The organism is Bradyrhizobium sp. CCGB01 (assembly GCF_024199795.1).
GTDB lineage: Bacteria > Pseudomonadota > Alphaproteobacteria > Rhizobiales > Xanthobacteraceae > Bradyrhizobium.
In genome coordinates this window covers 5,799,116-5,822,459 of the sequence record NZ_JANADK010000001.1, presented here as the reverse complement: position 1 = coordinate 5,822,459, position 23,344 = coordinate 5,799,116, and the positions used below count along the sequence as shown (strand labels likewise).

The window sequence follows — 23,344 nt, the reverse complement described above, 5'->3', positions numbered from 1 at the left end:
GTTTGAGTCCCCGAACCAAGTTCTGATTGCAAAAATCGCGGATTGTGCTAGGTAAAGGCCGCCAAGCAATTTACCAGACGTCCGCGGCCCTGCGATCAACCTTGATCCGGGGCCGTTTCGTTTGCTGCGAGCTTTTCGAAGACGATGCGGTGCAGCCTCGTGATGCGCTCGATTGCGGCGATACTCGGGGCTTTCTTCGGTTCAAAGATGAACACGGCCGAATTGTTCGTTCGCGGGCGATCGATCATCACCGTGACCGATCGGTCCCCGTGAAAGTCGACCACGATGTCCGCAGGGTTTTCGGCTTCCCAGTCTGGAAAAGCGCTCGTGCGCATGCTGCCGACTATCCCGTCCAGCGCGGTACCCAAGTCATCGAACTTGATCCCGAGCCGTTCCACGAATTGGAATGCGGCCCGTGCACTATCCTCTGGAGAGAGCTTTGTCCGGAGAGGATTGTAAGTGGCGCTTGAAAGTTCGAAACGCCTAATCCGCTTCACGTTCGCAACGCGGGACTCACCCCGGGCCGGATCGAATGTGAACCCGAGCAGCGTGTTTACCCGGTCGGAGTCGGTCATGACTACGCCGCCGTAGCGACCGGGTTCGCCCTTCGATACTAGCTTGCCGGATTGCATATCCCGGAAACGATCCGCAGCCGTGCCGGGCGCAAGCGATGTCAGTTCCGCGGCTGTTGCCTTGAGCAAATTTGCTTTCATACGGCAACGATAGCAACTTAAACATTGAAAGTCAATGTTTAGCCACTTGTGGCTCTAATCCTTCGCCCGCGGCGCTTTCAATCCGATCTCGATGAGCTGCCGGATTGCATCCGATACGTTTGGGATGGGCCGCTGTTTTGCGCGCCACTTGTCGATTGCTTCAAGCATGCTCTCGCTGAGGCCGACAAGCTTTTTGACCGGATAGATCTCTGGGCGTGGCATCGGTACTCCCTACAAATAACGTATATGCGTTATTGACAAACCGCATATATCGCATATACGTTATTTCCGAGCTTGGGGCAACAGCCCGGCCGAATCGGAGAGCAGCATGATTAATCTTGCCACCTTCAACCCCGCCCGCAGCACGCACATTTACACTCTTCCGGGTGCTTTCTTTTCCAACGGCGGCGCAATGATGGAATTCATTTTTGAGCGTCGCCAATACGAGGCCGCCGTGCAGACGTTCGCCAAGGAGGCAAGCCCGGCTGGCATCAGCGAATCCCTTGCGGCCGCTCGGCGCTACGGCTTCAAACTGACCAGGGGTGAAGCCCGTGAGGCTGCTGCCGACGCGCTGCGCGAGAAGCTGGCGGCACTCGGCTACAGCGAATCCGATGCCGCATGGCACGCGGCCCGCCGCGGTCGCCGCGATCGGCACTACTATTTCATGGACCAGCGCACCGTTGCTGCGCGTTGGGACGAACTCAGGAAGCGCAGGACGCATTAGTCTCGTCCTTTGGTGCGAGGCGGCCGGGTTTTTGCCTGAGCCGCCTTTCGCGCCTCGTACTTCCGTTCCCAATCGTCCTCGATGCGCTGTTCCTCTCGGCGGCGCAGCGCCTCGCGGGCTTGCTCAAGGGCCGCGTGGGACAGTTCGGCCGTGGAAAGACCAAGCGGATTTGACGCGATTGGTGGCGGTCCCATTCGCGTGCCCTGAACCATCACCCACACGTCAGCCAACGTCGACAGGAACGCTTTGCCTGGTCGATAAACGCGCAACTGACCTTTGCGCGCCCGCCGCTTCAAAGTGTCCGCGGTCACGCCGCTACCCGGGAAGGCAATGCGAGCCAGCTCATCCAAAGGTCTAAGGGTTTCGTCGGTCCAATCGGTCACAACCGAGCGGTAGCACGGTCGCGGCGCGTTTCATGTTGACTGTCAACATAACCCCTAGTTTTACAGGCTTTTTGTTGCATTCTCGTGCAAGTTGCGCTTTGATGTTCCGATTGGGGGGGCTTTCAAATGGATGTTCTCGCGCGGGCGGCGCTTTGTGCCGCATGGAGTGTTTGCGCTGTCTCGCTCGGGGCCTGTTCTTCAACTCCGGCCGATCTCGAAGCCAAGGCGGCGCCGATCGTCCAGACATATCCCGAAAATTACCAGGAGATATATCGAAGGGTTTCGACGACCGCCAAACGCTGTTTTGCCGGCAACGTTGGCGCATATGCATCCTTCGCTGTCGACTCGGAACTATATTCCGAATTGGGCTATGGAGAGATGACGCTGTCTTTGATCAACCTGGGAACGCGCAACTACTATTTGTCGGTGCGCGTCGATAAGCAGCCGGCGGGCTCTAAACTGACGGTGCGCTCGGGCAACACGCTGGCAAGCGACCGATACAAAACATTGATACTCGGATGGGCCGGCGGCGACCAGAATTGTCCGGTTATATGAAATTAGGCAGAGACCCCTACCCATGGAAGACGCGGCGACGTTCGCGCCGGCTTAGTCGGTTTCGTAGGTGCCAGAAACCCAGACTTGATCGCCGCTGGTCACGGGATAAGTGCCGTCATACTTTCTGATGTAACCGATGTTCGTGCCAGGGCCAGTAATGATCGCTAAGCCGATGCCCCCAAACTTAAAGCCAGCGAACGGAAACTGAATTGCAGCAGCGGACGACGCGGCGGACGTCGGAAACGGTAGCGTGAACGTCAAATAGTCGGATCCTGTGCCGTTGGTGGTGACAAGAATGTAGCAACCAAAGATGACGGTCTTACCGATTTTTTTGTACCTGCCTGCGCCGCTTTTCGCGGTGATCGCGCCTACCGTAGAGCCGATGGTCGGGGTCCATGCCGTCCACGCTCCAGTTGCGTCAACGCCACCCACGGAAAGGCCGCCGACATCAACATTTCCGCCGAACTTGCTTGGCGTCGATCCAGCGCTGTAGAACGCGTAATTCGACGCCCCCTTGGTGAGGGTATCGCAGTAGAAGCCATACTGCGCTGTAACCGTCCCGGCTCCGGTAATATCGACGGCGCAATGCAATCTCGCATCAGTCACCGTCGCGACAGCTGTTGGCGGCACCGTCAACAGCTGTCGCCCAATATCTGCTGACCGTCCCGGCTTGGCTGAATGTTGGAAGAGACTGGATCGCAGCGTAGTGATCGAAATTGCCAGTACCGCTGAGGGTCACGCGGCCATCGAAAGACGCATACCCGATGGGTCCGCCGGTTGTCCGGCTAATGGCCGTACCGTCACTGACGCCGTGGCCATCGCCGGATCCCGTGTTGTCGAAAGCTCTGGTGATGGAGATGGCCGGATCAGATTGGGCATTCGCAGGAGAGCCAATCTTGACCGGGAAGGCGTTGAAGCTGTGCAATCCGGTCCAGCTTGGCGCGATCGATTGAGACAGCGCCGGCGCGCCGTCCGATCGGATCGCGCTGGACGCTGACCCGTTCACCGCGGTCAAGCCAATCGTGGCTGTCGGATCGGCGACCGTACCAGCCCCATCCTGGCCGGCGGGAATCTCGAAATCGAAGACAGTGGCGGAAGGCGTGCCCGAATTCGTAACCGTCGCCGGGTTGCCATAAGCAACGGTCGTTACCGTTCCGACCGAAATTGTTGCGGCGTCACCGTCAACACCGTCCGCACCTTTGGACGCCAGCACATTCCAATACGTCGCGTTTGGCGCGGCATGCCCCGCGCTCGGCGTGTCGTTGATGTAGATGTACGACGAGCCCGACGTCGTCTGCACGTCGCCGTAGGAATACGTCGTGACGTTGTCGTAGGCGCCGCGAAGATTGAACGCCTTGTAAATTCCGAGATAGGTCCAAACGCCCGCGCTCTTGACCCACGTTTTACCGGTGGTCGGCTGGAACGCATACTGGCCATCGTCGCCAAGGGACGGATCGGGGTCCGTTGCATCGACGTCAACGAAAACGAAAAAGCCCGACGTGTTGAAGGCCGTCACCAGCTTGTTGACGGTCCCCATCACCTCCGCGCCGGCAAAGCGCTGCGGCGAGACCTGCCAAATTTTGTACGCAACACCGGTCTGCGCGCCGCCGCCCCACGGCGGAATGACCAGGTGCGTGGCGTCCGTGACGTCTGAAATCACCGACTGAAAATTGCCGATTTGCAGGAGATCGCCAGGCTTTGCGCTGCCGTCAGACCAAATGGTGCCTGTGCCGGTGACGGTCGTTCCGCCCGCAGAAACGGTGACGGTGCCGGTGGAGTATGAAGAGAGTGCGGTCATCGAGATTGTTTCCTTGCTTCGATCAATGCGTCGGGCGGTAGGTTGCCGAGTTCGATTTTCAAGGCTTGACCCGTGCTCATAGATCCCGCCTTTTCTTCGCGCTCTGCACGATTTTGACCGTGTCGGCGTAGCGGGCGGCGCGATCGCGAGCCAATTCCTCACGGAGTTGCAGAACCGTTTCGGCCGATGCGCCCTCGCCAATATTGATTTGCCGGTTGTCCTGCATGACCACGGATGGCGAATTGCTGTTCGCCGCGCGTGTCATGCTGCCCACGAGCCCGCCGTCGGCGTAGCCGCGCAGGCTGTCCAGATTGGCCACGCCGACGCGTCGCACGGTCACGGCGTCCATGACGTATTCGCCCTTATGGACGATGCCGGCCGGCTGATATTTGCCACCGGGGCCGGTGTAGCCGCCGCTGGCGAACGAGCCGACGAGCGGAGCGCCGCCGACCGACGTCGGACCAATCGCGCCAGCAATCGAGCCGTCGAAGTTGATCGCGCCGCCACCGCCACCCATGCCGAGCAGTCCAAGCAGACCACCCGAGGACGATCCGCCAAACGCCGAGGCGAACAGTTTGTCTGCCGCCATCTGCATCAGTTTGTCGGCGATCTTGCCGAGAGCGTTCAGGCCGGCCGATTTGAACGCATCCCACGCGCTCGCGCCCTGGCGGAGCTGTTGGCCGAATTCAACAAAGAACCCGCGATTTACGTTCATTCCCTCGACCATGAGGGAGTCGAGTTGCTTCCGCGCGTTGCCGGCGTCGTTTAAGGCTTGCTGGAATTGGGGCAGCATCGACCCGGCGACCTTTGCTTGGTCTGCGAGCGCTTCGACGGATTTTGCAGCCAGGTTTGAAGCCGCTGTAAAAGCCTGCAGATTGGACGGATCGACAATGCCTCTGTCGATCCACGATTGAAGCTGGTCACTGGCAGCCTTGCTGGCGTCGCGGAAGCTGAACACGCCAATGCTCGCTTGTTCGGAGACGCGCGACATTTCAGCCTGCGCGCGCGTGGCCAACAGAATGGCGTCGCGCTGCTTGTCCGAAACCGACACGCCCTGTAGCGCTGCCGCGGCGAGTTCAAGTTCCTTCGCCTTAACTTGATCCTCGACGGTTGCCAGGTTGCCAAGTAGAGCAATCCGTTGCGAGATGGCGCCGTAGCAACCTAGCCGACCGCGAGACGGCGGCCGGGCGGAAATCCGTGAGCGACGTTCCAACTTGGCCAGTCGATAGGCGCCGGCTTGATGAGTTGCCCGATTTGATCTTCCGAGCGCCAGTCTTGCAGTAGACATTGGGAAATTCCCTCGCGAGTGATGGTGCTATGCTGCACATATCCACCGATCCAATGGACTTCGTCATCGAACAGAGCGTGGCGTTGCATTTCGATGACTTTGCGCAACCTGTTCTTCAGAAGCGCCGGCTCGTCGTTCTCGGAGAGTCCTTCGAACCATGCGTCCATAATGATTTCGCCGGGGATCACCGGACCGACGATGACATTCGGAAGTCGCTGAAGAACGAAGGGCTCAGGGAGATATTCGCCCTTAGTGCCCTCGGGTACGCCGATTGGCGTCTGATCCGTTGTTTCGATTACGTATGCTTCCGGACCGCCGCGCGCCTCGGAGAATCCAACCACAAGCATCTCGATATGGTCGGTGAGTTGCCATCGGCTGACGATGGAGGGCAAAACGATCTCGATGCATTCAACGAGATCATCGAAGGTCGCGAACGCATTGGTCAGTTCGTAGCCGAGGATGGGCGTTGCGACTGACATGCCGCGAATTGCGATGCCACCGGGCCAACCTGGCACGGTGTAGAATTTCGGCAAAAACCCGGCCAAGACACCGTTGCGGTCATAGCTCGCCGCATCGGTGACTACGTGAATAGTCTGGTTCTTGGGGCTGATTACGATATTTGTCGCGGTCATGCGCGGGTCGTCTCAAGCGCCATATCGAGCTTGCGGCCGATCTCGCCGGCGACGTCGAAGATCGAGTCCAGGCACGGAGGCGACGGACCTTCCTTGACTTCACGCAGACGGTCGAAAGCCCGATCGCGGATCTTCGCCAACTCGGCTTCGTCGGCGCCGCTGCGGACGCCGCTCAGCAATTCGGCTTCGAATTCGAGGGTGATCGTTTTCAATGCGTTGGTCATTACGCGAGCCTGACGTTCGTGGCCATGGGCTTGCCGGACCGGTCGTTGATGCCGATGTCAAAGGCCACATGAGTGCCAACTTCGAGCTTGGTCGTGCCATGCGGAAGCGCCGAAACATGGCAAAAGACGTCATGCCCATCGACGCGCACAAATCCGAACCCGCGTTCGTCGTTCCAGTTTTTCACTTCGCCGATTTTTGTCATCAGGACACAGACACCTGCACGGAACCGCTCTTGGCGGTCACCCGCACCACGACCCGACCTTTGTCCGGGACAGGCCCCAAAGAGGCTATGCCATTGGCGGGAACGGGGATCTGCTGCGCCGCGAAGCTTTGGCCCATCGAGTCGACGGCGAGTTCTCCGGTGGAGCTGCTGTTGGGGGACACGACCGTAACGCGCTCGCCTTGGAGCAATTCGATCGAGACTGTGTCGCCTAAGCCAAAGCTGGGGCCGGCGCTCACCTGCCATGAACGAGGTTGCCGGTAGCCAGACATGCTGCTTTCGAAATACTGCATTACGACTGCCCGAGCGCGCGAGCGAGATCGGCCGGCAGCGGCTTCTTTGCCGGCACGCCCTGGCGCGGATCCGGCGTCGGTGTGATCTTCACGTCAACGACGGGCTGAAGCGCTTCGGTGATCTGGCGGGAGGCGGAATCGGCATTGAGGTTCTTGACCATGGGTTGGCTCCTGTGGGTTACGCTTCGGTGATCAGGCGTTCGACCTCGGCTGCGATGTGCCGCTGGTCGACGACGCGCTCGTCCAAAAAGAGTTTGAGCGCGGTGTTGTTCGGTAGTTCGCCGAGTTCGCCATAGGCCTTGGTCATGACAGCGGTGGCGTTCGCGAGTAGGCTGACCGCTTCGCGCTCGGCTTCCAGTGTCGCAGTCATGCCCGGATGCGCCAGTTCGATCGCATGCGTACGCGCTACATCGACCGTCTGCGCATCCGCGCCGATCAGTTCGGGCGCTTCAAGTATCGTGGTCAGGAAAAGCGGAGACATGGTCGGAATGAGAGCGCGCAATTCCTGCTGCGTCTTGCCGGCGATCTGGTCGCGGACGCGATTTCGAAGAATAGCGCCGGCCGCGTCGGTTTTGTCGATCTCCGGCAGCTTCAGCGCTGCGCGCTTTTCTTCGATGCGCTCGGCGAGGCGGCGGGCGAGCATCTCGGCCTTGATCACTTCCCACGCGCGCGAGCCGATGACTTCGCGGGCCTTCTTGGTCTTGCCGGCCGGGCTCAGATCCTTGTCGTCGCGAATGTTGGCAACAGACGCCCTGGTCACGTCGTCCAGGGTACAATGCAGTTCGATCGTGCCGGTCAGCGCGTTGCGGATCGCTGCGTTGGAGATCGCCGCAGCGACGCGCTCGCTGTGACGGAAATAGGGCTGGCTCATTGGTAGGTGTTCCTGAATGTTGAAAATCAGGCCGCGTTTGCGCGCGGCGTTGCGGTGGGTTGAAAACTGGCGAGGAAGGTGGGGACGTGCATTCCCCAGCGGCCGGCGATCTTCTTCGCGCCAGGCACGCGTCCTTGGTCGAGCATGAACCAGGTCGTTTCTTTTGAACGGCCCAGGTATTTGCTGATATCAGCGGCGCCCCAAACGAAATCGTTCGGCGCTGCGATGGAATTTGGGGTTTCGGTTTTCACAAGCGAGACTCCATCAAGAGGCTCGCTGGGCACAAAAAAGCCGGAAGCGAGCCATGGTGGCTTCGTGCTCCCGGCAGCATCTCGCTGTCGTCAAGAACCGCTACAGCATCCCGCTGCTGGTTCCGTAGAGAGGTGTAATCAAACCCGACAATACTCGATAAAGCTTAATCGAACGTTACCTAACCGAAATTGCCCTCGGCCGCGGCCAGCTCAGCGGAGTCATCGGCGCGCGGAAACAGATGGCCGTATCTGTCGGCCGTCATCGTGATGCTGGAATGCCCCATGCGATCCTGCACCTCCTTGAGATTCAATCCCAAGCCAACCGGCGGCCGATTGATGCACCAGCTCGCGAAATAGTGGCGCAGTGCGTGGGTCCCGGAATACTTCACCTGCAGAAGCGGCTTTCCGTCGTCATCGTGGGCGGGAGCGCCTTGCTCGTCCACAACGGGCGCCGTCACCCCCGCGGCAAGCATGGTCGGGATCACTCCGCGTTTGACGATGTTCGAATGGTTCTCGATGTTGCCCGAGCCGTTGGGAAAAACGTAGAGCAATTCACGAACAGGTTCGCCATGCTCATCGCGCCGGCCAGTGTTGCGGCGAGGGCAGGTTAGTTTCCACTCTCGAAGCGTGGCGAGTGTCTTTGGGGGGACTGGTATGGTCCGCTCACCGGCTTCGGATTTCGGCCGGCCGATCTCGTTGAACGCATCGGCGCGCTGGCGAACGTGGAGTTTGGCTTTCTTGAAGTCGATGTCTTGCCACCGAAGACCACGCAGTTCTGACGCTCGCAACCCACAGCGAATTGCGACGAGCATCAGCGGTCGCCAACGTCCGTCGACGGCTTTGAGGATCGAGTCGATTTCTTCCGGGGTTGGAATGTCGACACCGACTTTTAGTTTTCCTTTGGCCCGGCGCTCCGCCTGGCGCTGTTTGCCCCGTTTGCGGCCGGCCCGAAGGCTGCGAACGACGTTTTGGCCGACTTGCCCCCGTTCCTGAGCATCGGCGAGCAATGACCCCAAGTCGCCCGTTACGCGCTTCACCATGTCGGCCGATCGCGGCTCGGCTTCGGTCTGTCCTGGCGCCGGAGTGCCTTTGCGAAGCTTGTCCTGCCAGTCGCGCACAATCGCGACGGTGAGGGCGGACAGTTTTAGGCCGCCAAGATACGGGCTGATGTGATCGCGAAAGTGCTGCTCGTAACCGTCGCGGGTCGTCCGTTCCAGATCCCCACAAGCGTCAAGCCAGTTGCGGCCGGCCTCGGCGACGGTGATGCTTTTCGAGTGCGGCACGTGCACGCCCTTGGCCACGTCGACCCGTACCTGAGCGTGGAATGCGTCCGCATCCTTTTTGCGTTGGAAGAATTTCAGGTGCCGGCGGCGCTTGCCGCGGCTGTCCAGTTCGGGCGTGCTGTACTGCACCACGTAGGCTTGGCGAGCCTCGCCGGTCTTGGTGGTCCACGTATGAGTTCGAACCGACATGCTGCGCCCCGACCGTTGGAAACTGTTCGGAGTTTACAGCAGGCGCAGCAAAGGCGCAATATAAGCGGGATTTGTCTAGCAATTACAACGTATGACATCGGATTTCGATTCCGAGGGTCGGAGGTTCGAATCCTTCCGAGCGCGCCACTTGTCAGGCCGGAGCCTTGAGGTCCGGCCGCCTCAATCCGCCGGTTCCCTTACTTGCCCTGGATCTTCAGCCCATTGGGACCGACATTGATCTGGAGGCCGTCGGGCTGCTTTTTCGCCTGGTAGAGATTGTAGCCGAGCACCGCTGCCGTGACGGCCAGCGCACCGATGATCAGAAACAATAGATTGCGGCTGATGGACATTCTTTTCCCTGAACCATTTCGTTGACGGCGAGAAAAAGCCCCGCGCGTGGATGCGCGGGGCTCTTCGGTGCGCCGCCGGGGCTGGCTGGCGGCACACTTCTCGAACTTGCTAATGCGGTCCGAAGGGACTGGTTCCGTCGCGGCCCGACGCGAGGGCGCAGGGCCGAACGATCGGCGTTGCGCCCGTGATGTCAGCTTGCGGAGAAACTGGTATGCCGGGCCCGTGCCAGCGTGTCCGACGGTGCCTCGTGGAAGGTCGCGCGGTAGGCGGCGGCAAACTCGCCGAGGTGATGAAATCCCTGGGCGCGCGCGCATGTGGCGACCGTCGCGCCGCCGCCCTTGAGGAGCCGCGAGCGCGTGGCCCACAGCCGCTTCAGGCGGATGTATTGATGCAGGCTCATGCCGCACACCTTGCTCACCGCGCCGCCGAGCGTCCGGACCGAGACGCCGAATTCACCGGCGAGATTGGCCGTGTAGATCGGAGCGGTCGGATAGGCTGCGACGTAATCGTCGATCTGCCGCACGAGCCTGGCGGATCGCGCACCTGCACTCGGGGCGCTGCGCTCCGACAGCGGGTCGATCTGAAACAGGTCGTCGAAGGCGAGCAGCAGGCCTTCCTGGAGATGCGCGGCGACTTCCGTGGTTTCGAACATGTGCGGCTCGACCGACGCGGTCCGCAGGATGTCTTGCACGAGCTGCCGCGCATAGAGGTGAGCGGCGGGGTCCGCCAGGCGAACCCATAGCGCGTCGGCGCGATCGAACCAGCCGCGATCCTTGAGCGTGGGCGAGAACATGATCAGCGCGTGGTAATTGGTCTGATGCTCGACGAAATGGCAGTGATGATTGCCGCGCAAGGCGATGAAAATGCGCGAGTCGAGATCGATCCCGCTCGAGCTCGCCCGCAGATCGTCGGTCATCGGCAGGATCACCATGCCGCCCGGTGCGCGATAGGTGGAATCGAGGATCCGCGCAAACGACCTCGCCACGATGATCCGGCACCCCGGCAGGTTCACGATCGCGCGGGCTGCTGCGAAATTGGCGACGTCGAGCGGAATGCTGCGGGCATCTTCCATCGACTCGGCCGGCCGGAACGCGTCGACATCGGTGAACCGGACCAACTGGAGGGCGGAGGAGGGAGCGAGGGCGTCGAAGAACATGCTTCTGGCCGGATGCTGAAATGTGACAATTAAATGAATATCGATACATCGCCATCAATGGCGAAACATGGTGATTCAGTAAACCGGATTCCGGGCAGTAGTATTGCGGACATCATGCCAAGAGGCTGGCTCGATCGATGTCACCGTCAACGGTCTCGGCTCATCGGCAGCCCGGAGGTGAGGTCGATGAAATGGAGCCGCGTGCAGGCGGGGCAGGCGAAAGACTCGAAGCTCCGCCCTTCAGTCCTCCGCCCCTCAAACCCTGGCTGCTTCTCGAGGTGCGTCTGCACATTCATGCCCGTCTGGGGGCATCGGAAAACGATGAAATCCGCCATCGATGTAGAATGACGGCACGGCGAATTTCATCTTTGATCTGGATCAGTTTTGGAATCGCTCCACGCAAATCGCGATCTCGCAAATGCGAAGGGGCCCGAAGGCCCCTTCAAAAATCACCAGCGGCGATAGCGTGGCCCGTAATAGCGAGGCCCGTAGTAGCGAGGCCCATACCCGTAATACCGGGGGCCGTAGTACGGCCGCGGCCCGTAGTACCCATAGTAGTTCGGGCGCCAGAAACAGCGTCCCCAAGCGTCGCAGACCATGCGGACCTGCTCGACGTCGGAGACCTGCGGCACCGCAGGTGCGGGCGCGATAGGCATGGCGGACGCCGCCGGCGATGCCGCGAGGGCACCGACCAAGGCACCGAACAGGGATGCGGCGACGAGGCCAATCTTAGGATTCATGATGTCTTCCTCTGCTTACGCAATAAAGGATATCGAAGTTGTTCTGATCAAATTGTGGCGGAGCCGAAATGTAATGCTGATGAACAAATCTTCAGCCAGTTTCGCCGCAGGCCTGACCTTTCGCTCCGCCAGACTATCCCAGGTTCGCGCGGGTGACCAATGCTGCGCTTTCGTTGGCGTTGCTTGGCAAGACATCGCCGCCATCCTTGATCCTGCGCAATTCACGGGTCGGGCTTCGTCTCTAGTCTTGCCGTTATGGCCAGCCTTTCGAGGAATTCGAAGAGCAGGCTTGCGAAACTGCCTGGAGCTGCGCAATGGACAAGATGAGAATAGACAAGGGTGACTGGCTGGTCGTGTGCGACGGGCGCAAGGCGCTCATTCTGGAAAACCTCGGCGACGAGATGTTTCCGAACCTCCACACCCGGGAGGTGCACGAGCATCCCAATCCCTCGACCAGTGCGCAGGGGACCGATGCGCCCGGCCGGCTGAATGCCGCCGTCGGCGGCGCGCGCAGCTCGGTCGAGCAGACCGATTGGCACGATGAGGCCGAGCGCGCCTTCCTGCGGAGCCTGGCCGGCCGGCTCGATGCGGCTGTCAGCGCGGGCGAGACCTCGGCGCTGACCATGGTGGCCTCACCACGCGCGCTCGGCATGATCCGTGCCGATTATTCGGACGTGGTGCGCAAAGCGCTCCAGGGCGAGGTCGGCAAGGACCTCGTCAAGCTGCCGGTCTACGAGATCGAGAAGCAATTACTACTGTCGGGTGCCGCCGGATAGCTGCACCCGCAGAGGACGCGCGGCGCCCCTCAGTAGCAGGGGTGCCGGCGGCGGTCCTGGCCGATGTAGGTGGCCGAGCCCTGGTAGCAATGGTTGGTCGACGGGCCGTCGTAAAGGGCGAAGGTGCCGGGGGTGATACCAGGTCCGTAATTGTGCAGATAGCTAATCGGATAGGGCAGCGGGTTCGTGTAGTAGCGGTGGTACCGGTGGTGCCCCCGCGCCTCCGCGACGGCAGGGGCGAGGATTGCAGCCGACAGGGCAGCAACCGCGGCTACAAGCTTCAACGTGCTCATCTCGATTCTCCGGAACCCGCGCGAATAGGACAGCTGTTTATAGCCATTTCGGGCCGCCGGGGCACCCGTCCGGCGCCCGGAAATCGGGGGCGATCCCGCAGATTCCCGGGTGGGTGTGACAGAATTGCCCGATATGGGGCCGAAGGCTGCCCATTTTTGGCCTTTTCGGGATGCTTAACGAATTCCCCACACAAGTATGACCAAAGAGAATTCGCTTAAGAATCCTGTTGCCGGCCCTTTGGGGGTCCTTCGAGGCCGGTCCATTCCTGAAGGCATCCGCCGTCACGCACCATGCGCATCACGCTTTTGAGCCTGCTGTTGCTCTCCGTCGCCGCCGCCACGCCGGCGCGCGCCGAATTGCACATTACCCGCGACCACGGCGGCTATGTCGAGGAGTACAAGGCCAAGTACAAGCGGGTCCGCGAGAAGGGTGAGCGCGTCATCATCGACGGCATCTGCAACTCGGCCTGCACCCTGGTGCTCGGCATCGTGCCGATGAACAAGATCTGCGTGACGCCGCGCGCGAGCCTCGGCTTCCACCAAGCCTATTACGACAAGGCCTTCACCTTCGGCATCAAGGTCACCAGCGCGGAGGGGACGTCCGACCTGATGTCCTACTACCCCGACACGGTGAAGGACTGGATTCGCCGCAATGGTGGGCTCACCACCGACATGAAGAAGATCAAGAACGGTGTCGAGCTCTGGAAGATCATCGACCCCTGTCCGGAAGAATGGTGAGCGGCTGAGCTGAACGCCGTCGTCCGTCGCAGCGCAGCATCGCCGACGACGAAAACGCGTCGCACCTCGCCGAAATTCGCATTGCCGCACAGGCCCCGGTCGGGCAATGAGGGCGGCAATGAACCATAATCAAGAAGCCCTGACCGCCCGCGCCGCGCCGATCCTGTTCGTCGTGCTCTGGAGCACCGGATTCATCGGCACCAAATACGTCATCAACAATGCCGATCCCCTGACCTATCTCGCCATTCGCATGGCGATCGTGGTCGTCCTGATGGCGATCATTGCTGGCGCGGCGCGACCAAAATGGCCGGACCGTATCGACGTCGCGCACAGCGCTGTTGCCGGCATTCTCGTCCACGGCTTCTATCTCGGCGGCACTGCGATTGCGATCGCGCACTCGATTCCGGCCGGACTCTCCGCGCTGATTCCGGGCCTTCAGCCGATCCTGACCTCGACCATCGCCAACCGCTGGCTCGGCGAACGCGTGACGCCGGTGCAATGGGCGGGGCTCGTGCTTGGCCTCGGCGGCGTGGTGCTGATCCTGCACGGCCGTCCCATGACCGGCGAGGCCGGGCTCGGCTGGCTCGCCTCGGTGGTCTCGCTGATCAGCATCACGCTCGGCACGCTCTATCAGCGCCGCTACTGCAACCACATCGACTGGCGCGCCGGCAATCTCGTGCAGTATGTCGCCGTCACCGTCTTCTTCGCGGTCGGCGCCTTCGTGTTCGAGGACCGCGTGGTGCACTGGACGCGGGAGTTCGTGCTCGCGCTTGCATGGCTCGCGGTGGCGCTCTCGATCGGGTCGATCGGGCTGTTGTACTGGCTGATCCGCCACGCAGCGGCGACCTCGGTTGCGAGCCTGTTCTACCTGGTGCCCGCCGTCACGGCATTGATGGCCTATCTGCTGTTCGGCGAGAAGCTCGATGCGCTGGCGATTGCCGGCATGGCGATGTGCGCGGCGGCGGTGTTCGTGGTCAACCGGCGCTTCTAGGTCAACAAGTGGTGCGCCGGAATGCATCCCTGACGTGCGGTGCGCGCTCGTGCTAGGCTGGGCTGATTTCAGCTTCCCTTTCACATGGTGATTTCATGAAGAAGGCCAGACGTGCGCTGCTCGGCAGGTCCCTGAAGCCGGTCCGGATTGCCTGCATCAACTACGCGGAAGAGATGATGAGCGACCGGAAGATGGCGAGGCTCACGGCCGCGTTGCAGAAATGCTACGACGAGCATTTCCTCCCCGTATGGGGCTATCCCGTCGATCTCGACGTCACCCGCAGGCCGAAGCCGTCCGACTGGCAGCTGGTCTATTTCGACGATGCCACCCACGAGAACTTCCTCGGGCGGCATGAGCTGACGCATCGGGGACAGCCGATCTCGAAGATCTTCCTCAAGGCGCTGAGTGAGGATGAGCCGGTCAGCCTGGCTGCGTCTCACGAATTGTTCGAGATGGTGCTCGATCCCATGGCCAATCTGTGGGCCGACAAGACCCGGCACACCCAATATGCCTACGAGGTCTGCGACGCCGTCGAGGAGGAGGCTTTCCTCGTCAACGGCTTTCCGATGTCGAACTTCGTCTATCCGTCCTGGTTCGAGCCGTTCGAGCATCCCCGCGGCACCAAATTCGACCACATGGGATCGCTCAAGGCACCGTTCTCCATGACCGAGGGCGGCTACGTCATCAAGAAGGTCAACGGCAAGCGGGTGATCAAGCAGTTCGGCTCACCCGAGAAGCGGCGGCGGTTCAATGCCGAAGACCGGCGCGGTCATCGCAGCGAATTTCGCGATCCGCAAGGCGAGCATCACCCGGGTCGGCGCGCCGCAAAACGGCGAGGGTAGGGAGGAGTCTCCGGGCACGCCGGCCCCCGGAGACTCCGAGCGTTGTGCCTCAGCGCTTGGCCTTTTTGGCCTTCTTTTTTGACTTGGTGGCTTTCTTGGCAGCCTTCTTCGCGGCCTTCTTGGCCGCTTTCTTCGACGACTTCTTTGCCGCCTTCTTCGAAGCCTTCTTGGCGGCCTTCTTCGAAGTTTTCTTGGCCTTCTTCTTGGAAGCCTTCTTCGGCGCTACTTTCTTCGCAACCTTCTTGGCGGCTTTCCTGACCTTCTTGACGGCGATGACTGCGGCTTCCTTGGTCGCTTCCACGGCTGTGGTGATCGTGTCCATCGCCTGGTCGGTGATCGGCTTCTCGTCGTCCATATCGTCCCCCACGGTTTGTATGGAGCGATGACGATAGCGGGTTTCAAAATTGTGTCAAAGCAACGCTCAACCTTTGCGGATCTTTGCGTAGGCGGCGAGCGCGCGCTCGCGTCCTTTCGCGTGATCGACGATCGGCTGCGGATAGGTCTTGCCGAGCGCGACGCCGACGCTCGCAAGCTCGATCGGCGTTGCCTGCCAGGGCTGGTGGATCAGCTTGGCCGGTACGTCCTTCAGCTCCGGCACCCAGCGCCGGACATAGGCTCCGTCGGGGTCGAACTTCTCGCCCTGCAGAGTTGGATTGAACACGCGGAAATAGGGCGCGGCGTCGGCGCCGCAGCCTGCGACCCATTGCCAGTTGGCCGGATTGCTGCCGGCGTCCGCATCGACCAGCGTGTCCCAGAACCAGCTCTCGCCGTCGCGCCAGTCGATCAGGAGGTGCTTGACCAGGAAGGACGCCACCACCATCCGCACCCGGTTGTGCATCACGCCCGTGTGCCAGAGCTCGCGCAGGCCGGCATCGACGATGGGATAGCCCGTGTGCCCGCGCTGCCAGGCGGCGAGCGCCTTCTTGTCGCCCTTCCAGGGGAAGCCATCGAAATTCGCTTGCAGGTTTTCGGTGGCGAGGTCGGGATGATCGTGGAGGAGATGGCGGCAGAACTCGCGCCAGCCGAGCTCGCTCAGGAACTTCTCGACGCCGGAGCCGATCGCGGGATTCTCCGCCGCCGCGAAGCGCGCGGCGTGCCAGACCTGGCGCGGGCTGAGCTCGCCGAACCTCAAGTGAGGCGACAGGCTTGACGTGCCCTCGCGGTCCGGGCGGTCGCGATCACCGGCATAGGAGCGCGCGGTGTGCTTGAGGAAGCCGCGCAGGCGCACGCGGGCCGCGGCTTCGCCCGGCGTCCAGGTCTGGCGCAGGCCGCCGGCCCAGTCGGGGTGGGTCGGCTCGAGCTTCCAGCTCTCCAGCGCGTCGCCGGCGAGCTTCGGCGCGGCGCGCAGCTCCCTCGGCGCAGGCAGAGGCTTGGGCGGATCGCCGAGCGACAGCACCCGCCGCCAGAACGGCGTGAACACGCGAAGGCCGCGGCCCTCCTTGTTGCGGATCGCCGAGGGCGGGACTAGCAGGTCGCCGGGGAAGCTTTGCGAGTCCACACCGAGCTTTGCCAGCGCCGCTTCGAGCTGTTTCTCGACGGCCTGATGCGATGCTTGCGCGATCCCGTTCCAGTAGACCGCTCCGGCGCCGCTGTCGCGCGCCACCTCGGCGATGACCCTGGCCGCCGGCCCCTTGCGCAGGATCAGCGATCCGCCGCGCGTCGCGATATCGGCGCCGAGCGCGCGCAGCGACTGCGCCAGCCACCAGCGCGCCGCGCCGCCCGCCGCGCGTCCGGCCGCATCGTCCAGCACATACAGGCAGATCACCGGCGCGCCGGTCTTGGCGGCAGCATGGAGGGCGGGATGGTCGGACAGGCGAAGGTCATCGCGAAACCAGACGATGATGGGCGGCGCGCTCGACGTGGTCAGGGGAGCCTCGTTTACAATTTGGAAAGCATCCTGGGTGAGGTGCTGTGAACCGTCGTTAATGCGGCCGTAAGCGGATTGCATGAATATGCAGGAATTCCGGGGGTGGTTCCATTCATGTCAAACCTTTTCACGGCGAAGTTCCTGCCGCAGTTCAAGCTGGGTACCAACGCCGTCCTGTGTGCGGTGCTGCTGATCGCCGTGAATACGGCGCTGGTGGTCGGCGCCGGCTACTGGTCGCTGACCTCTGCGTTCAACGATCGAGCGCTGCGCGACATCGAGGTCAATCTGCGCACGCTGGCGCTGGCCTTCGCCGAGATCGTTCCCGACGCCAAAATCACCATGCGGGATGGCGCGGTCGCGCGCATCGAGATCCCGAAGATGCCGGAGTTCAGGGATCACGGCATCGTCGATCGCGCGGTGTCCTATGTCGGGGGCAACGCGACGCTGTTCGTGTTCGATGATGCCAGCGGCCAGTTCGTGCGCCGCTCGACCAATGTGAAGAAGGAAAATGGCGACCGCGCCGTCGGGACCCAGCTTGCCGCCGACCATCCCGGGCAGGCCGTCCTGCGCCGCGGCGAGGCCTACAAGGGCCCGGCCACGCTGTTCGGTAAATCCTTCATGACCGCCTATTTCCCGGTCGCGGACGCCGGCGGCAAGGTCGTCGGGATCCTCTATGTCGGCATCGCCATGGCACAGTTCGAGAGCATGCTCAGCCAGGCGATATCCAGCATGGCGGTCGCCGCGGGGCTCGCTGCGCTGCTGGTTCTGGCGCTGACCCTGCTGATCGTCCGCCGCGTCACCAAGCCGCTCAGCTCGGTCACGCACTCGCTGACCGCGCTCGCCAACGGTCAGAGCGACGTCGAGATCGAGTGCGAGGACCGCGCCGACGAGATCGGCGAGATCGCCCGCACGGTCGCGGTGTTCAGGAGCAATTCGCTGGAGCGGGCGCGCCTGCGCAGCGAGCAGACGGCCGCAACCGCTGCCGCCGCCGAGCAGCGCAAGGCAGAGCTGCGCAACTTCGTCGAAGAGTTCCGCGGCAGCGTCGGCGGCATCCTCGACAAGGTGCTGACGTCCTCCGGTGAGTTCGAACGGGCGGCGCGACAGCTGACCGACACCGCACGCTCCACCGCCGATCTGTCGGCGCAGTCCGCAGGGGCATCCGAAAGCGCTTCCGAGCATGTCCGCTCGGCCGCCGCGGCCTCCGACGAGCTGTCCCAATCGATTTCCGAGATCACCCGCCGGGTGCAGGAGTCGAACGAGATCTCCGCCGAGGCCGTGCGACAGGCCGAGACGACCGACCAGCGCATCGCGCAGCTCTCCGAGGCGGGCGCGCGCATCGGCGACGTCGTCAAGCTGATCACCTCGATCGCCGAGCAGACCAACCTGCTGGCGCTGAACGCGACCATCGAGGCCGCGCGTGCGGGCGATGCCGGTCGCGGCTTCGCCGTGGTGGCTCAGGAGGTCAAGACACTCGCCGGCCAGACGGCCAAAGCGACGGACGAGATCTCGAACCAGATCGCGAGCATGCAGCAGGCAACCGAGGAGTCGGTCGCGGCGGTCAAGGGGATTGGCCAGACCATCGAGCGCATCAGCGGCATCGCCAGCTCGATCTCGGCTGCGGTCGAGCAGCAGAGGAGCGCCACCCACAACATCGCGGCCAGCGTTCGCGCTGCGGCCTCGGGCACGGCTGATGTTGCGGTGAATGTTCGCCATGCCGCCAAGGGCGCGAGCGAGACCGGCGAGACGTCGAGCCGGATGTTTGCCTCCGCCCAGGCGCTGTCAGGCGAAAGCCTGCATCTGAAGGCTGAGGTCGACGGTTTTCTGGACCGCGTGCACGCGGCCTGAGGGCTGACCTGCAACTCAATGTCGTCATTCCGGGGCGGTCCGTAGGACCGAACCCGGAATCTCGAGATCCCGGGTCTGGTCCTTCGGACCATCCCGGGATGACAGTTGATTATTTAGGCTGCGGCACGATGCGGATGTAGGGCTTCGGTTCCTTCCAGCCCTGCGGATAGATCGTCTTGGCCTCATCGTTGGAGACCGAGCCGGCGATGATGACGTCCTCGCCCTGCGACCAGTCGGCCGGGGTGGCGACGCGATGCTTGGCGGTGAGCTGGAGCGAGTCGATGACGCGCAGGATCTCCTGGAAGTTCCGGCCCGTGGTCATCGGATAGACCAGCACCAGCTTGATCTTCTTGTCCGGCCCGATGATGAAGACGTTGCGGACGGTCTGGTTGTCGGCCGGCGTGCGGGTGAGGGGATCGCCCGAGGTCGAGGCCGGCAGCATCTCGTAGAGCTTCGAGACGTTGAAGTCGGTGTCGCCGATCATCGGATAGTTCGGAGCCGCGCCTTGCGTCTCCTTGATGTCCTCCGACCATTTGGAATGGCGGTCGACGGGGTCGACCGAGAGGCCCATCAGCTTGACGCCGCGCTTGTCGAATTCCGGCTTCAGCTTTGCGAGAGCGCCGAGCTCGGTCGTACAAACCGGCGTGAAGTCCTTGGGGTGCGAGAACAGGAGCGCCCAGCTATTGCCGATCCAGTCGTGGAACTTGATCTTCCCTTCGGTGGTCTCGGCTTCGAAGTCGGGGGCGGTGGCGCCGATCGGAAGTGTCATGGTTCTACCTCATCTCATTGAATTTATTTGAGAATTAGTCCCTGTCGTCACTGCCAGTATAAGGTCTCTGCGGTCCCAAGTGAACGCCAAGTGAACCGCCTCAAGTAAAATGTGAATTCCTTCTTTGAAGAGCCGATTTTCTAGCACTTTTCTGTTACAGCCGCGCCTGCGGCGAAACATCTCCACCGGGGCCACACGGTCTCGATTGCCCCGATAAAGCCTTTTATGACCCGCATCACGCCCGCCCGACGCTCTCCGGAACCGAAATGGTCCTCGTAGCGACTAATCGGCAACCATTGAGAAAAGTCGCGATCCCCGTATCGAATCGTTAACCACCCCTTTACGCCCGCATGAAAATGCTGGTCGATCAGAAGAAATCTGGAAGTGAACTATGTCTGCCGCTGCGCATAAGTCTGTTGAGTCGCCGTCCCTCGAACCGTCCTGCCGCGATACCTCGGCCCATGCACTGACCATCGTGCGCGACGGTGTGATCACGGGCGAAGGCCCGACCACCAAGGGCCGGGTCCATTTCTCCCGCTCGCTCGATGCCGACGACACCGCCTGGTGCGCGCGCATCCTGACCACCACCGCCGTCAACGATCAGCCGATCAGCCGGGCCGAAGCGGAGGTCCTGTTCGAGATCAACGAAGCTGCAACCGAGCGCACCGATGGCGGACGGTTCGACGATTTGCTGGCCAAGGCCGTGGCCCATTACGCCGCGAGCGCCTCGGGTCTGAAGGTGCCGCCGCGCAGCGTCGCGCTGTCCGCGGAGTCCGACATCGAGAGCTGGGCGCCGTCCTACGCCTCCAAGGTCAACAGCGAGATGCTGGAGTGGATTGCCGGACAGATGCGCGGCAAGCGCCAGAACAACCGCCGCCTGATGGCCATGGTGGCGACCTTCCTGGGCGCCACCGCGCTGCCTCTGGCGGGCCAACTGCCGAACGTGTTCGACATCGGCATGTAATATCCGAGATGTTCTCGCGCCCCTTGCGAGGCGCGAGAGACAACGGCGGGGTTATTTCCCCGCCGTTTTTTGTTTGCCGGTCTCCATCCCAAGATGGTCCACCTCGAGCCCCAGCGTGCGGCCGGGGAAACCGGCGGCGTCGAAATAGCGCTGGCTGCCGACACGCTGGAAATTCAGCACGGTCATCAGGCCGCCCTCGGCAGGCTTGGACTTCTGCGTGCCGGCATACGCCTTCGGCACGATGCCGTTGGGTAACGCCTCCGACATCACGCGGCCGACGAGGCCGCCGTTCTGCGAACCGCGCAGGCCGAGAAGCTGGGCGGCGGTCATGCCGACGTCGGCATTGCTGACCGGGATCTCGCTGACATAGCCGGCTTTGAAGTCCGGACCGATCGCGGCCATGAAGTTCATGGTGTCGCCGCGGCTGAAGCTGCCATGCATGCCCTGGCCCTGGCGCAGCACGGTGTCGGCGACCTGCACCGAGCAGTTGGTCGGCGCCTCGCCGCAATCGCTGGCATAGGAGCGGAAGTTGACGACGATCGACGGCGTCGGCGTCGCCGACTTGCCGCGCAGGTTGATGCTCGACAGCGGCAGCGTGCCGGGGAAGCGGCCGAGCGAGTCCTCGACGAACACGCCGGAGACGTAGTCCTGCTCGAGCAGCGCCTTGATGGTCTTCGCCGCCAGCTTCTTGTCCTTGTTCGGCAGATAGATCAGGTCCGAGCCGCCATTGGTGGCGACGACGAGATCGGGCTTCTCCGGATCCTTGCCGAGCACGCCGTTACCGGCCTTGGGGTGCTTGTTGCCTTCGACCTTCGCATTCTTGTCGTTGGGATCGAACAGCGGCAGGTCGAGCGCTTTCGCGAGATCGAGCGCCAGGAAGCCCATCGGCAAGAAGTCCTTCGGCGTGTCGTCATAGCTGACCTTGGCCGAGGGGCTCGTCTTGCTTTCCTTGGAGATCGTCGAGAAGCCGTGGTCGGCCTGGACCATGATGTTGGTGTTGGCGGCCAGCCCGAGCTCGTCCAGCGCCTTGCGGAGCTGGGCGAGGTTGTCGTCGGCGTTCTTGATGCCGGCCATCGAGGTCGGCCCGTTGATGCCGGGCTTGATCTGGTTGAGGCTGTCGCCGGTGTTGTGCTGGCTGCCGTCGGGGTCGCGCGACCAGAACACCAGCACGAACGGCTTGTTGCGCGCCTTGAACATCGGCAGCACGACCTTGGTGGCGACGTCGGCGAAATAGGCCTGCTGCGCGACGTTGGCGACAACGGTGCCGGGCGTCTTGGCATCGCCCGCCTTGGAGTTGTCACCGCGCGGCGGCGTCGCGAGGGGCAGGCCGGCCTTGGTCAGCGCCGCCTTGACCTCGTCCGGCAGCGCCACGCCGTTCTTGCCGCCAGTGGCGTCATCGAACACGACCGAATGCAGGCCGGGCTTTTCGGGCTTGTCGGTGTGGTCGAACTGATAGGTCGGGCCGTGCTTGCCCAGCGCCGCTGTGCTGTATCCCTTGTCGCGGGCCATCTTCAGGATGGTTTCTTCGTTGAGATAGTCGCCCTTGAAATGCTCGTCGATGTCGCCGAGCACGGCGTCGTTCTCGATGAAGGGGACCACGGTGTCGCCGGCGGGGACGGAGGTGTAATTCGTCCAGATCGTGTTGGAGAACACGCCGGTATCGCCGAGATAATGCCCGGTCGACATCGCCGAGCCGTTGGCCATGGTGAACGTCGGGAAGAGCGAATGCGGGTTCTTGAAATTGACGCCCTTGTCGCGGACCTCAGCCATCGCCGGCGCCGTCTCGGGTGTGACCTTCAGCGCGCGCAGACCGTCCGGAATGAACAGGATCAGGTTACGGGGCGTGTTGTTCTGGGCGGAAGCGAGTCCGGTGGACAGCACTGTCAGTCCGGCGGACAGCAACAGCAGTGAGCGGCGCATGGAAGTCTCCTGGCGGTGAGGCGGCATGGCCGCCGACCGCGGCCCCCGGGCATCGTTTAGTTTTGCTGTATGACAGTTTTGTTACAAGGGCGAAGGGGCGTGCCGAAGTGCCGGAGAGGTGACCGGGCGTCCACGGATTGTCATTGCGGAGCGGGCAAAGCAATTGAGCAGCGCGCTACGGCAGTTGGAGGCGCTTCCCGGTTGAACGGGTTGGACGCTAAATCCCCGAATTCCAATTAAGAGAATTAGTCAATAAAATGAATGTCTTGATCCAGGAGTCGCGCTTGCGGGAGCGGCTGCAGGACGGGCCGTTCGTCATTCCGGCGCGGTCTGCACCTGCGGATTTTGGGCCATTGCCTGCGCCGGTTTCGTCGGTGCTGAATAGCCTTCGGCATTACTGAGATCGCGGCGGTCCGACGGCGGCGCCTGCAGTGCGAAGGTGATAGCGATCTGGGTTCGGTTATGGAGGCGGTATTTGCGCATGATGTTGCCGATATGCGCCCGCACCGTGTTCTCCGAGATTTTGAGCTCGTAGGCGATGTTCTTGTTTTGCATTCCCCGTGCGATCAGCATCATCAGTTCGTGCTCGCGCGGCGTCGGCGTAATCGATTCTTTCAAATCCGGGCTCATGACTTGCTCCTCCCTGGCCTTTGGCTGACGCTTGGTT

Annotated in this window: 30 protein-coding genes; 8 read left to right on the top strand and 22 right to left on the bottom strand. The window is 62.2% G+C overall.

Features of this window, described 5'->3' with window-relative positions; genetic code table 11:
- Positions 1-95 precede the first annotated feature (95 nt).
- Complete coding sequence (locus NLM25_RS27100; RefSeq protein WP_254139027.1) at positions 96-701, bottom strand: hypothetical protein; 606 nt, start codon at positions 699-701, stop codon at positions 96-98.
- Between the two features lie 340 nt (positions 702-1,041).
- Here NLM25_RS27100 and NLM25_RS27095 point away from each other — a divergent pair, with 340 nt between their 5' ends.
- Positions 1,042-1,437 carry a hypothetical protein gene (locus tag NLM25_RS27095; protein WP_254139026.1) on the top strand — a complete coding sequence of 132 codons (396 nt, stop codon included), beginning with the start codon at positions 1,042-1,044 and terminating at the stop codon, positions 1,435-1,437.
- Here the strand turns inward: NLM25_RS27095 and NLM25_RS27090 are convergent.
- Entirely contained in the window at positions 1,434-1,748 is a 315-nt protein-coding gene (locus tag NLM25_RS27090; RefSeq protein ID WP_254139025.1) for a hypothetical protein, read from the bottom strand. The two genes, NLM25_RS27095 and NLM25_RS27090, sit on opposite strands and share 4 nt — an antisense overlap.
- A gap of 198 nt (positions 1,749-1,946) precedes the next feature.
- Between NLM25_RS27090 and NLM25_RS27085 the strand changes: the two genes are divergently transcribed.
- Positions 1,947-2,375 carry a hypothetical protein gene (locus tag NLM25_RS27085; RefSeq protein ID WP_254139024.1) on the top strand — a complete coding sequence of 143 codons (429 nt, stop codon included), beginning with the start codon at positions 1,947-1,949 and terminating at the stop codon, positions 2,373-2,375.
- A 51-nt stretch (positions 2,376-2,426) separates the two neighbouring features.
- Here the strand turns inward: NLM25_RS27085 and NLM25_RS27080 are convergent, their stop codons facing one another.
- The 14 genes from NLM25_RS27080 to NLM25_RS27010 form a co-directional block, all read right to left on the bottom strand.
- The gene (locus tag NLM25_RS27080) at positions 2,427-3,011 is read right to left on the bottom strand and encodes a hypothetical protein (protein ID WP_254139023.1); all 585 of its coding nucleotides are present in this window, start codon (positions 3,009-3,011) and stop codon (positions 2,427-2,429) included.
- The gene (locus NLM25_RS27075) at positions 2,974-4,173 is read right to left on the bottom strand and encodes a hypothetical protein (protein ID WP_254139022.1); all 1,200 of its coding nucleotides are present in this window, start codon (positions 4,171-4,173) and stop codon (positions 2,974-2,976) included. Before NLM25_RS27075 ends, NLM25_RS27080 begins: the two co-directional genes overlap by 38 nt.
- 76 nt (positions 4,174-4,249) lie before the next feature.
- A complete protein-coding gene (locus tag NLM25_RS27070; protein ID WP_254139021.1) occupies positions 4,250-5,386 on the bottom strand; it encodes a hypothetical protein in 1,137 nt (378 codons plus the stop codon).
- A complete protein-coding gene (locus tag NLM25_RS27065; RefSeq protein ID WP_254139020.1) occupies positions 5,335-6,093 on the bottom strand; it encodes a hypothetical protein in 759 nt (252 codons plus the stop codon). Before NLM25_RS27065 ends, NLM25_RS27070 begins: the two co-directional genes overlap by 52 nt.
- Entirely contained in the window at positions 6,090-6,317 is a 228-nt protein-coding gene (locus tag NLM25_RS27060; protein WP_254139019.1) for a hypothetical protein, read from the bottom strand. Before NLM25_RS27060 ends, NLM25_RS27065 begins: the two co-directional genes overlap by 4 nt.
- Positions 6,317-6,520 (bottom strand): cold-shock protein, encoded by a 204-nt coding sequence (locus NLM25_RS27055; RefSeq protein ID WP_254139018.1) that lies wholly within the window; start codon positions 6,518-6,520, stop codon positions 6,317-6,319. Before NLM25_RS27055 ends, NLM25_RS27060 begins: the two co-directional genes overlap by 1 nt.
- Entirely contained in the window at positions 6,520-6,831 is a 312-nt protein-coding gene (locus NLM25_RS27050) for a hypothetical protein (RefSeq protein ID WP_254139017.1), read from the bottom strand. The genes NLM25_RS27055 and NLM25_RS27050 overlap by 1 nt, the downstream gene beginning before the upstream one ends.
- Positions 6,831-6,992 carry a hypothetical protein gene (locus NLM25_RS27045; protein WP_254139016.1) on the bottom strand — a complete coding sequence of 54 codons (162 nt, stop codon included), beginning with the start codon at positions 6,990-6,992 and terminating at the stop codon, positions 6,831-6,833. Before NLM25_RS27045 ends, NLM25_RS27050 begins: the two co-directional genes overlap by 1 nt.
- A gap of 17 nt (positions 6,993-7,009) precedes the next feature.
- Complete coding sequence (locus NLM25_RS27040; RefSeq protein ID WP_254139015.1) at positions 7,010-7,702, bottom strand: hypothetical protein; 693 nt, start codon at positions 7,700-7,702, stop codon at positions 7,010-7,012.
- 26 nt (positions 7,703-7,728) lie between these two features.
- On the bottom strand, positions 7,729-7,953 hold the full coding sequence (locus NLM25_RS27035) for a hypothetical protein (protein ID WP_254139014.1): 225 nt from the start codon (positions 7,951-7,953) through the stop codon (positions 7,729-7,731).
- 179 nt (positions 7,954-8,132) lie between these two features.
- Positions 8,133-9,425, bottom strand: a complete 1,293-nt coding sequence (locus tag NLM25_RS27030; protein WP_254139013.1) for a site-specific integrase — start codon at positions 9,423-9,425, stop codon at positions 8,133-8,135.
- Between the two features lie 197 nt (positions 9,426-9,622).
- Positions 9,623-9,775, bottom strand: coding sequence for a hypothetical protein (locus NLM25_RS27025; RefSeq protein ID WP_254120391.1), 153 nt, complete (start codon positions 9,773-9,775; stop codon positions 9,623-9,625).
- Between the two features lie 191 nt (positions 9,776-9,966).
- Positions 9,967-10,932: a helix-turn-helix domain-containing protein gene (locus NLM25_RS27020; RefSeq protein ID WP_254120390.1), complete on the bottom strand. Its 966-nt coding sequence runs from the start codon at positions 10,930-10,932 to the stop codon at positions 9,967-9,969.
- 449 nt (positions 10,933-11,381) lie between these two features.
- Positions 11,382-11,672: a hypothetical protein gene (locus NLM25_RS27010; RefSeq protein ID WP_254139011.1), complete on the bottom strand. Its 291-nt coding sequence runs from the start codon at positions 11,670-11,672 to the stop codon at positions 11,382-11,384.
- A gap of 314 nt (positions 11,673-11,986) precedes the next feature.
- On the opposite strand from NLM25_RS27010, the gene NLM25_RS27005 reads away from it, so the two are divergent.
- On the top strand, positions 11,987-12,448 hold the full coding sequence (locus NLM25_RS27005) for a host attachment protein (RefSeq protein ID WP_254139010.1): 462 nt from the start codon (positions 11,987-11,989) through the stop codon (positions 12,446-12,448).
- A gap of 29 nt (positions 12,449-12,477) precedes the next feature.
- Here NLM25_RS27005 and NLM25_RS27000 read toward each other — a convergent pair whose 3' ends face one another.
- Positions 12,478-12,741, bottom strand: coding sequence for a hypothetical protein (locus tag NLM25_RS27000; RefSeq protein ID WP_254120386.1), 264 nt, complete (start codon positions 12,739-12,741; stop codon positions 12,478-12,480).
- A gap of 291 nt (positions 12,742-13,032) precedes the next feature.
- On the opposite strand from NLM25_RS27000, the gene NLM25_RS26995 reads away from it, so the two are divergent.
- The 3 genes from NLM25_RS26995 (at position 13,033) to NLM25_RS26985 (ending at position 15,312) form a co-directional block, all read left to right on the top strand.
- Complete coding sequence (locus tag NLM25_RS26995; protein ID WP_254120385.1) at positions 13,033-13,479, top strand: hypothetical protein; 447 nt, start codon at positions 13,033-13,035, stop codon at positions 13,477-13,479.
- 118 nt (positions 13,480-13,597) lie between these two features.
- Positions 13,598-14,470: a DMT family transporter gene (locus NLM25_RS26990; RefSeq protein ID WP_254139009.1), complete on the top strand. Its 873-nt coding sequence runs from the start codon at positions 13,598-13,600 to the stop codon at positions 14,468-14,470.
- 95 nt (positions 14,471-14,565) lie between these two features.
- Positions 14,566-15,312 (top strand): hypothetical protein, encoded by a 747-nt coding sequence (locus tag NLM25_RS26985; RefSeq protein ID WP_254139008.1) that lies wholly within the window; start codon positions 14,566-14,568, stop codon positions 15,310-15,312.
- A 49-nt stretch (positions 15,313-15,361) separates the two neighbouring features.
- Here the strand turns inward: NLM25_RS26985 and NLM25_RS26980 are convergent, their stop codons facing one another.
- Complete coding sequence (locus NLM25_RS26980; protein WP_254139007.1) at positions 15,362-15,667, bottom strand: histone; 306 nt, start codon at positions 15,665-15,667, stop codon at positions 15,362-15,364.
- Positions 15,668-15,733: 66 nt separating this feature from the next.
- Positions 15,734-17,179 carry a deoxyribodipyrimidine photo-lyase gene (locus NLM25_RS26975; protein ID WP_254141272.1) on the bottom strand — a complete coding sequence of 482 codons (1,446 nt, stop codon included), beginning with the start codon at positions 17,177-17,179 and terminating at the stop codon, positions 15,734-15,736.
- 114 nt (positions 17,180-17,293) lie between these two features.
- Here NLM25_RS26975 and NLM25_RS26970 point away from each other — a divergent pair, with 114 nt between their 5' ends.
- On the top strand, positions 17,294-19,024 hold the full coding sequence (locus tag NLM25_RS26970; protein WP_254139006.1) for a methyl-accepting chemotaxis protein: 1,731 nt from the start codon (positions 17,294-17,296) through the stop codon (positions 19,022-19,024).
- Between the two features lie 109 nt (positions 19,025-19,133).
- Here the strand turns inward: NLM25_RS26970 and NLM25_RS26965 are convergent, their stop codons facing one another.
- On the bottom strand, positions 19,134-19,793 hold the full coding sequence (locus tag NLM25_RS26965; RefSeq protein ID WP_061847701.1) for a peroxiredoxin: 660 nt from the start codon (positions 19,791-19,793) through the stop codon (positions 19,134-19,136).
- Between the two features lie 391 nt (positions 19,794-20,184).
- Here NLM25_RS26965 and NLM25_RS26960 point away from each other — a divergent pair, with 391 nt between their 5' ends.
- Positions 20,185-20,757 carry a hypothetical protein gene (locus NLM25_RS26960; protein WP_254120380.1) on the top strand — a complete coding sequence of 191 codons (573 nt, stop codon included), beginning with the start codon at positions 20,185-20,187 and terminating at the stop codon, positions 20,755-20,757.
- A 51-nt stretch (positions 20,758-20,808) separates the two neighbouring features.
- On the opposite strand, the gene NLM25_RS26955 is transcribed toward NLM25_RS26960, so the two are convergent.
- A complete protein-coding gene (locus tag NLM25_RS26955; protein WP_254139005.1) occupies positions 20,809-22,677 on the bottom strand; it encodes an alkaline phosphatase family protein in 1,869 nt (622 codons plus the stop codon).
- 315 nt (positions 22,678-22,992) lie between these two features.
- Complete coding sequence (locus NLM25_RS26950; protein WP_254120378.1) at positions 22,993-23,307, bottom strand: response regulator transcription factor; 315 nt, start codon at positions 23,305-23,307, stop codon at positions 22,993-22,995.
- Between the last annotated feature and the right edge of the window lie 37 nt (positions 23,308-23,344).

What these genes read in the sequence shown, in the direction of transcription:
- NLM25_RS27095 (WP_254139026.1), top strand. Translation starts at nt 1,042, where the DNA reads ATGATTAATCTTGCCACCTTCAACCCCGCCCGCAGCACGCACATTTAC.
- NLM25_RS27085 (WP_254139024.1), top strand. Translation starts at nt 1,947, where the DNA reads ATGGATGTTCTCGCGCGGGCGGCGCTTTGTGCCGCATGGAGTGTTTGC.
- NLM25_RS27075 (WP_254139022.1), bottom strand. Translation starts at nt 4,173, where the DNA reads ATGACCGCACTCTCTTCATACTCCACCGGCACCGTCACCGTTTCTGCG.
- NLM25_RS27065 (WP_254139020.1), bottom strand. Translation starts at nt 6,093, where the DNA reads ATGACCGCGACAAATATCGTAATCAGCCCCAAGAACCAGACTATTCAC.
- NLM25_RS27060 (WP_254139019.1), bottom strand. Translation starts at nt 6,317, where the DNA reads ATGACCAACGCATTGAAAACGATCACCCTCGAATTCGAAGCCGAATTG.
- NLM25_RS27055 (WP_254139018.1), bottom strand. Translation starts at nt 6,520, where the DNA reads ATGACAAAAATCGGCGAAGTGAAAAACTGGAACGACGAACGCGGGTTC.
- NLM25_RS27050 (WP_254139017.1), bottom strand. Translation starts at nt 6,831, where the DNA reads ATGCAGTATTTCGAAAGCAGCATGTCTGGCTACCGGCAACCTCGTTCA.
- NLM25_RS27045 (WP_254139016.1), bottom strand. Translation starts at nt 6,992, where the DNA reads ATGGTCAAGAACCTCAATGCCGATTCCGCCTCCCGCCAGATCACCGAA.
- NLM25_RS27040 (WP_254139015.1), bottom strand. Translation starts at nt 7,702, where the DNA reads ATGAGCCAGCCCTATTTCCGTCACAGCGAGCGCGTCGCTGCGGCGATC.
- NLM25_RS27030 (WP_254139013.1), bottom strand. Translation starts at nt 9,425, where the DNA reads ATGTCGGTTCGAACTCATACGTGGACCACCAAGACCGGCGAGGCTCGC.
- NLM25_RS27025 (WP_254120391.1), bottom strand. Translation starts at nt 9,775, where the DNA reads ATGTCCATCAGCCGCAATCTATTGTTTCTGATCATCGGTGCGCTGGCC.
- NLM25_RS27020 (WP_254120390.1), bottom strand. Translation starts at nt 10,932, where the DNA reads ATGTTCTTCGACGCCCTCGCTCCCTCCTCCGCCCTCCAGTTGGTCCGG.
- NLM25_RS27010 (WP_254139011.1), bottom strand. Translation starts at nt 11,672, where the DNA reads ATGAATCCTAAGATTGGCCTCGTCGCCGCATCCCTGTTCGGTGCCTTG.
- NLM25_RS27005 (WP_254139010.1), top strand. Translation starts at nt 11,987, where the DNA reads ATGGACAAGATGAGAATAGACAAGGGTGACTGGCTGGTCGTGTGCGAC.
- NLM25_RS27000 (WP_254120386.1), bottom strand. Translation starts at nt 12,741, where the DNA reads ATGAGCACGTTGAAGCTTGTAGCCGCGGTTGCTGCCCTGTCGGCTGCA.
- NLM25_RS26995 (WP_254120385.1), top strand. Translation starts at nt 13,033, where the DNA reads ATGCGCATCACGCTTTTGAGCCTGCTGTTGCTCTCCGTCGCCGCCGCC.
- NLM25_RS26990 (WP_254139009.1), top strand. Translation starts at nt 13,598, where the DNA reads ATGAACCATAATCAAGAAGCCCTGACCGCCCGCGCCGCGCCGATCCTG.
- NLM25_RS26985 (WP_254139008.1), top strand. Translation starts at nt 14,566, where the DNA reads ATGAAGAAGGCCAGACGTGCGCTGCTCGGCAGGTCCCTGAAGCCGGTC.
- NLM25_RS26980 (WP_254139007.1), bottom strand. Translation starts at nt 15,667, where the DNA reads ATGGACGACGAGAAGCCGATCACCGACCAGGCGATGGACACGATCACC.
- NLM25_RS26970 (WP_254139006.1), top strand. Translation starts at nt 17,294, where the DNA reads ATGTCAAACCTTTTCACGGCGAAGTTCCTGCCGCAGTTCAAGCTGGGT.
- NLM25_RS26965 (WP_061847701.1), bottom strand. Translation starts at nt 19,793, where the DNA reads ATGACACTTCCGATCGGCGCCACCGCCCCCGACTTCGAAGCCGAGACC.
- NLM25_RS26960 (WP_254120380.1), top strand. Translation starts at nt 20,185, where the DNA reads ATGTCTGCCGCTGCGCATAAGTCTGTTGAGTCGCCGTCCCTCGAACCG.
- NLM25_RS26955 (WP_254139005.1), bottom strand. Translation starts at nt 22,677, where the DNA reads ATGCGCCGCTCACTGCTGTTGCTGTCCGCCGGACTGACAGTGCTGTCC.
- NLM25_RS26950 (WP_254120378.1), bottom strand. Translation starts at nt 23,307, where the DNA reads ATGAGCCCGGATTTGAAAGAATCGATTACGCCGACGCCGCGCGAGCAC.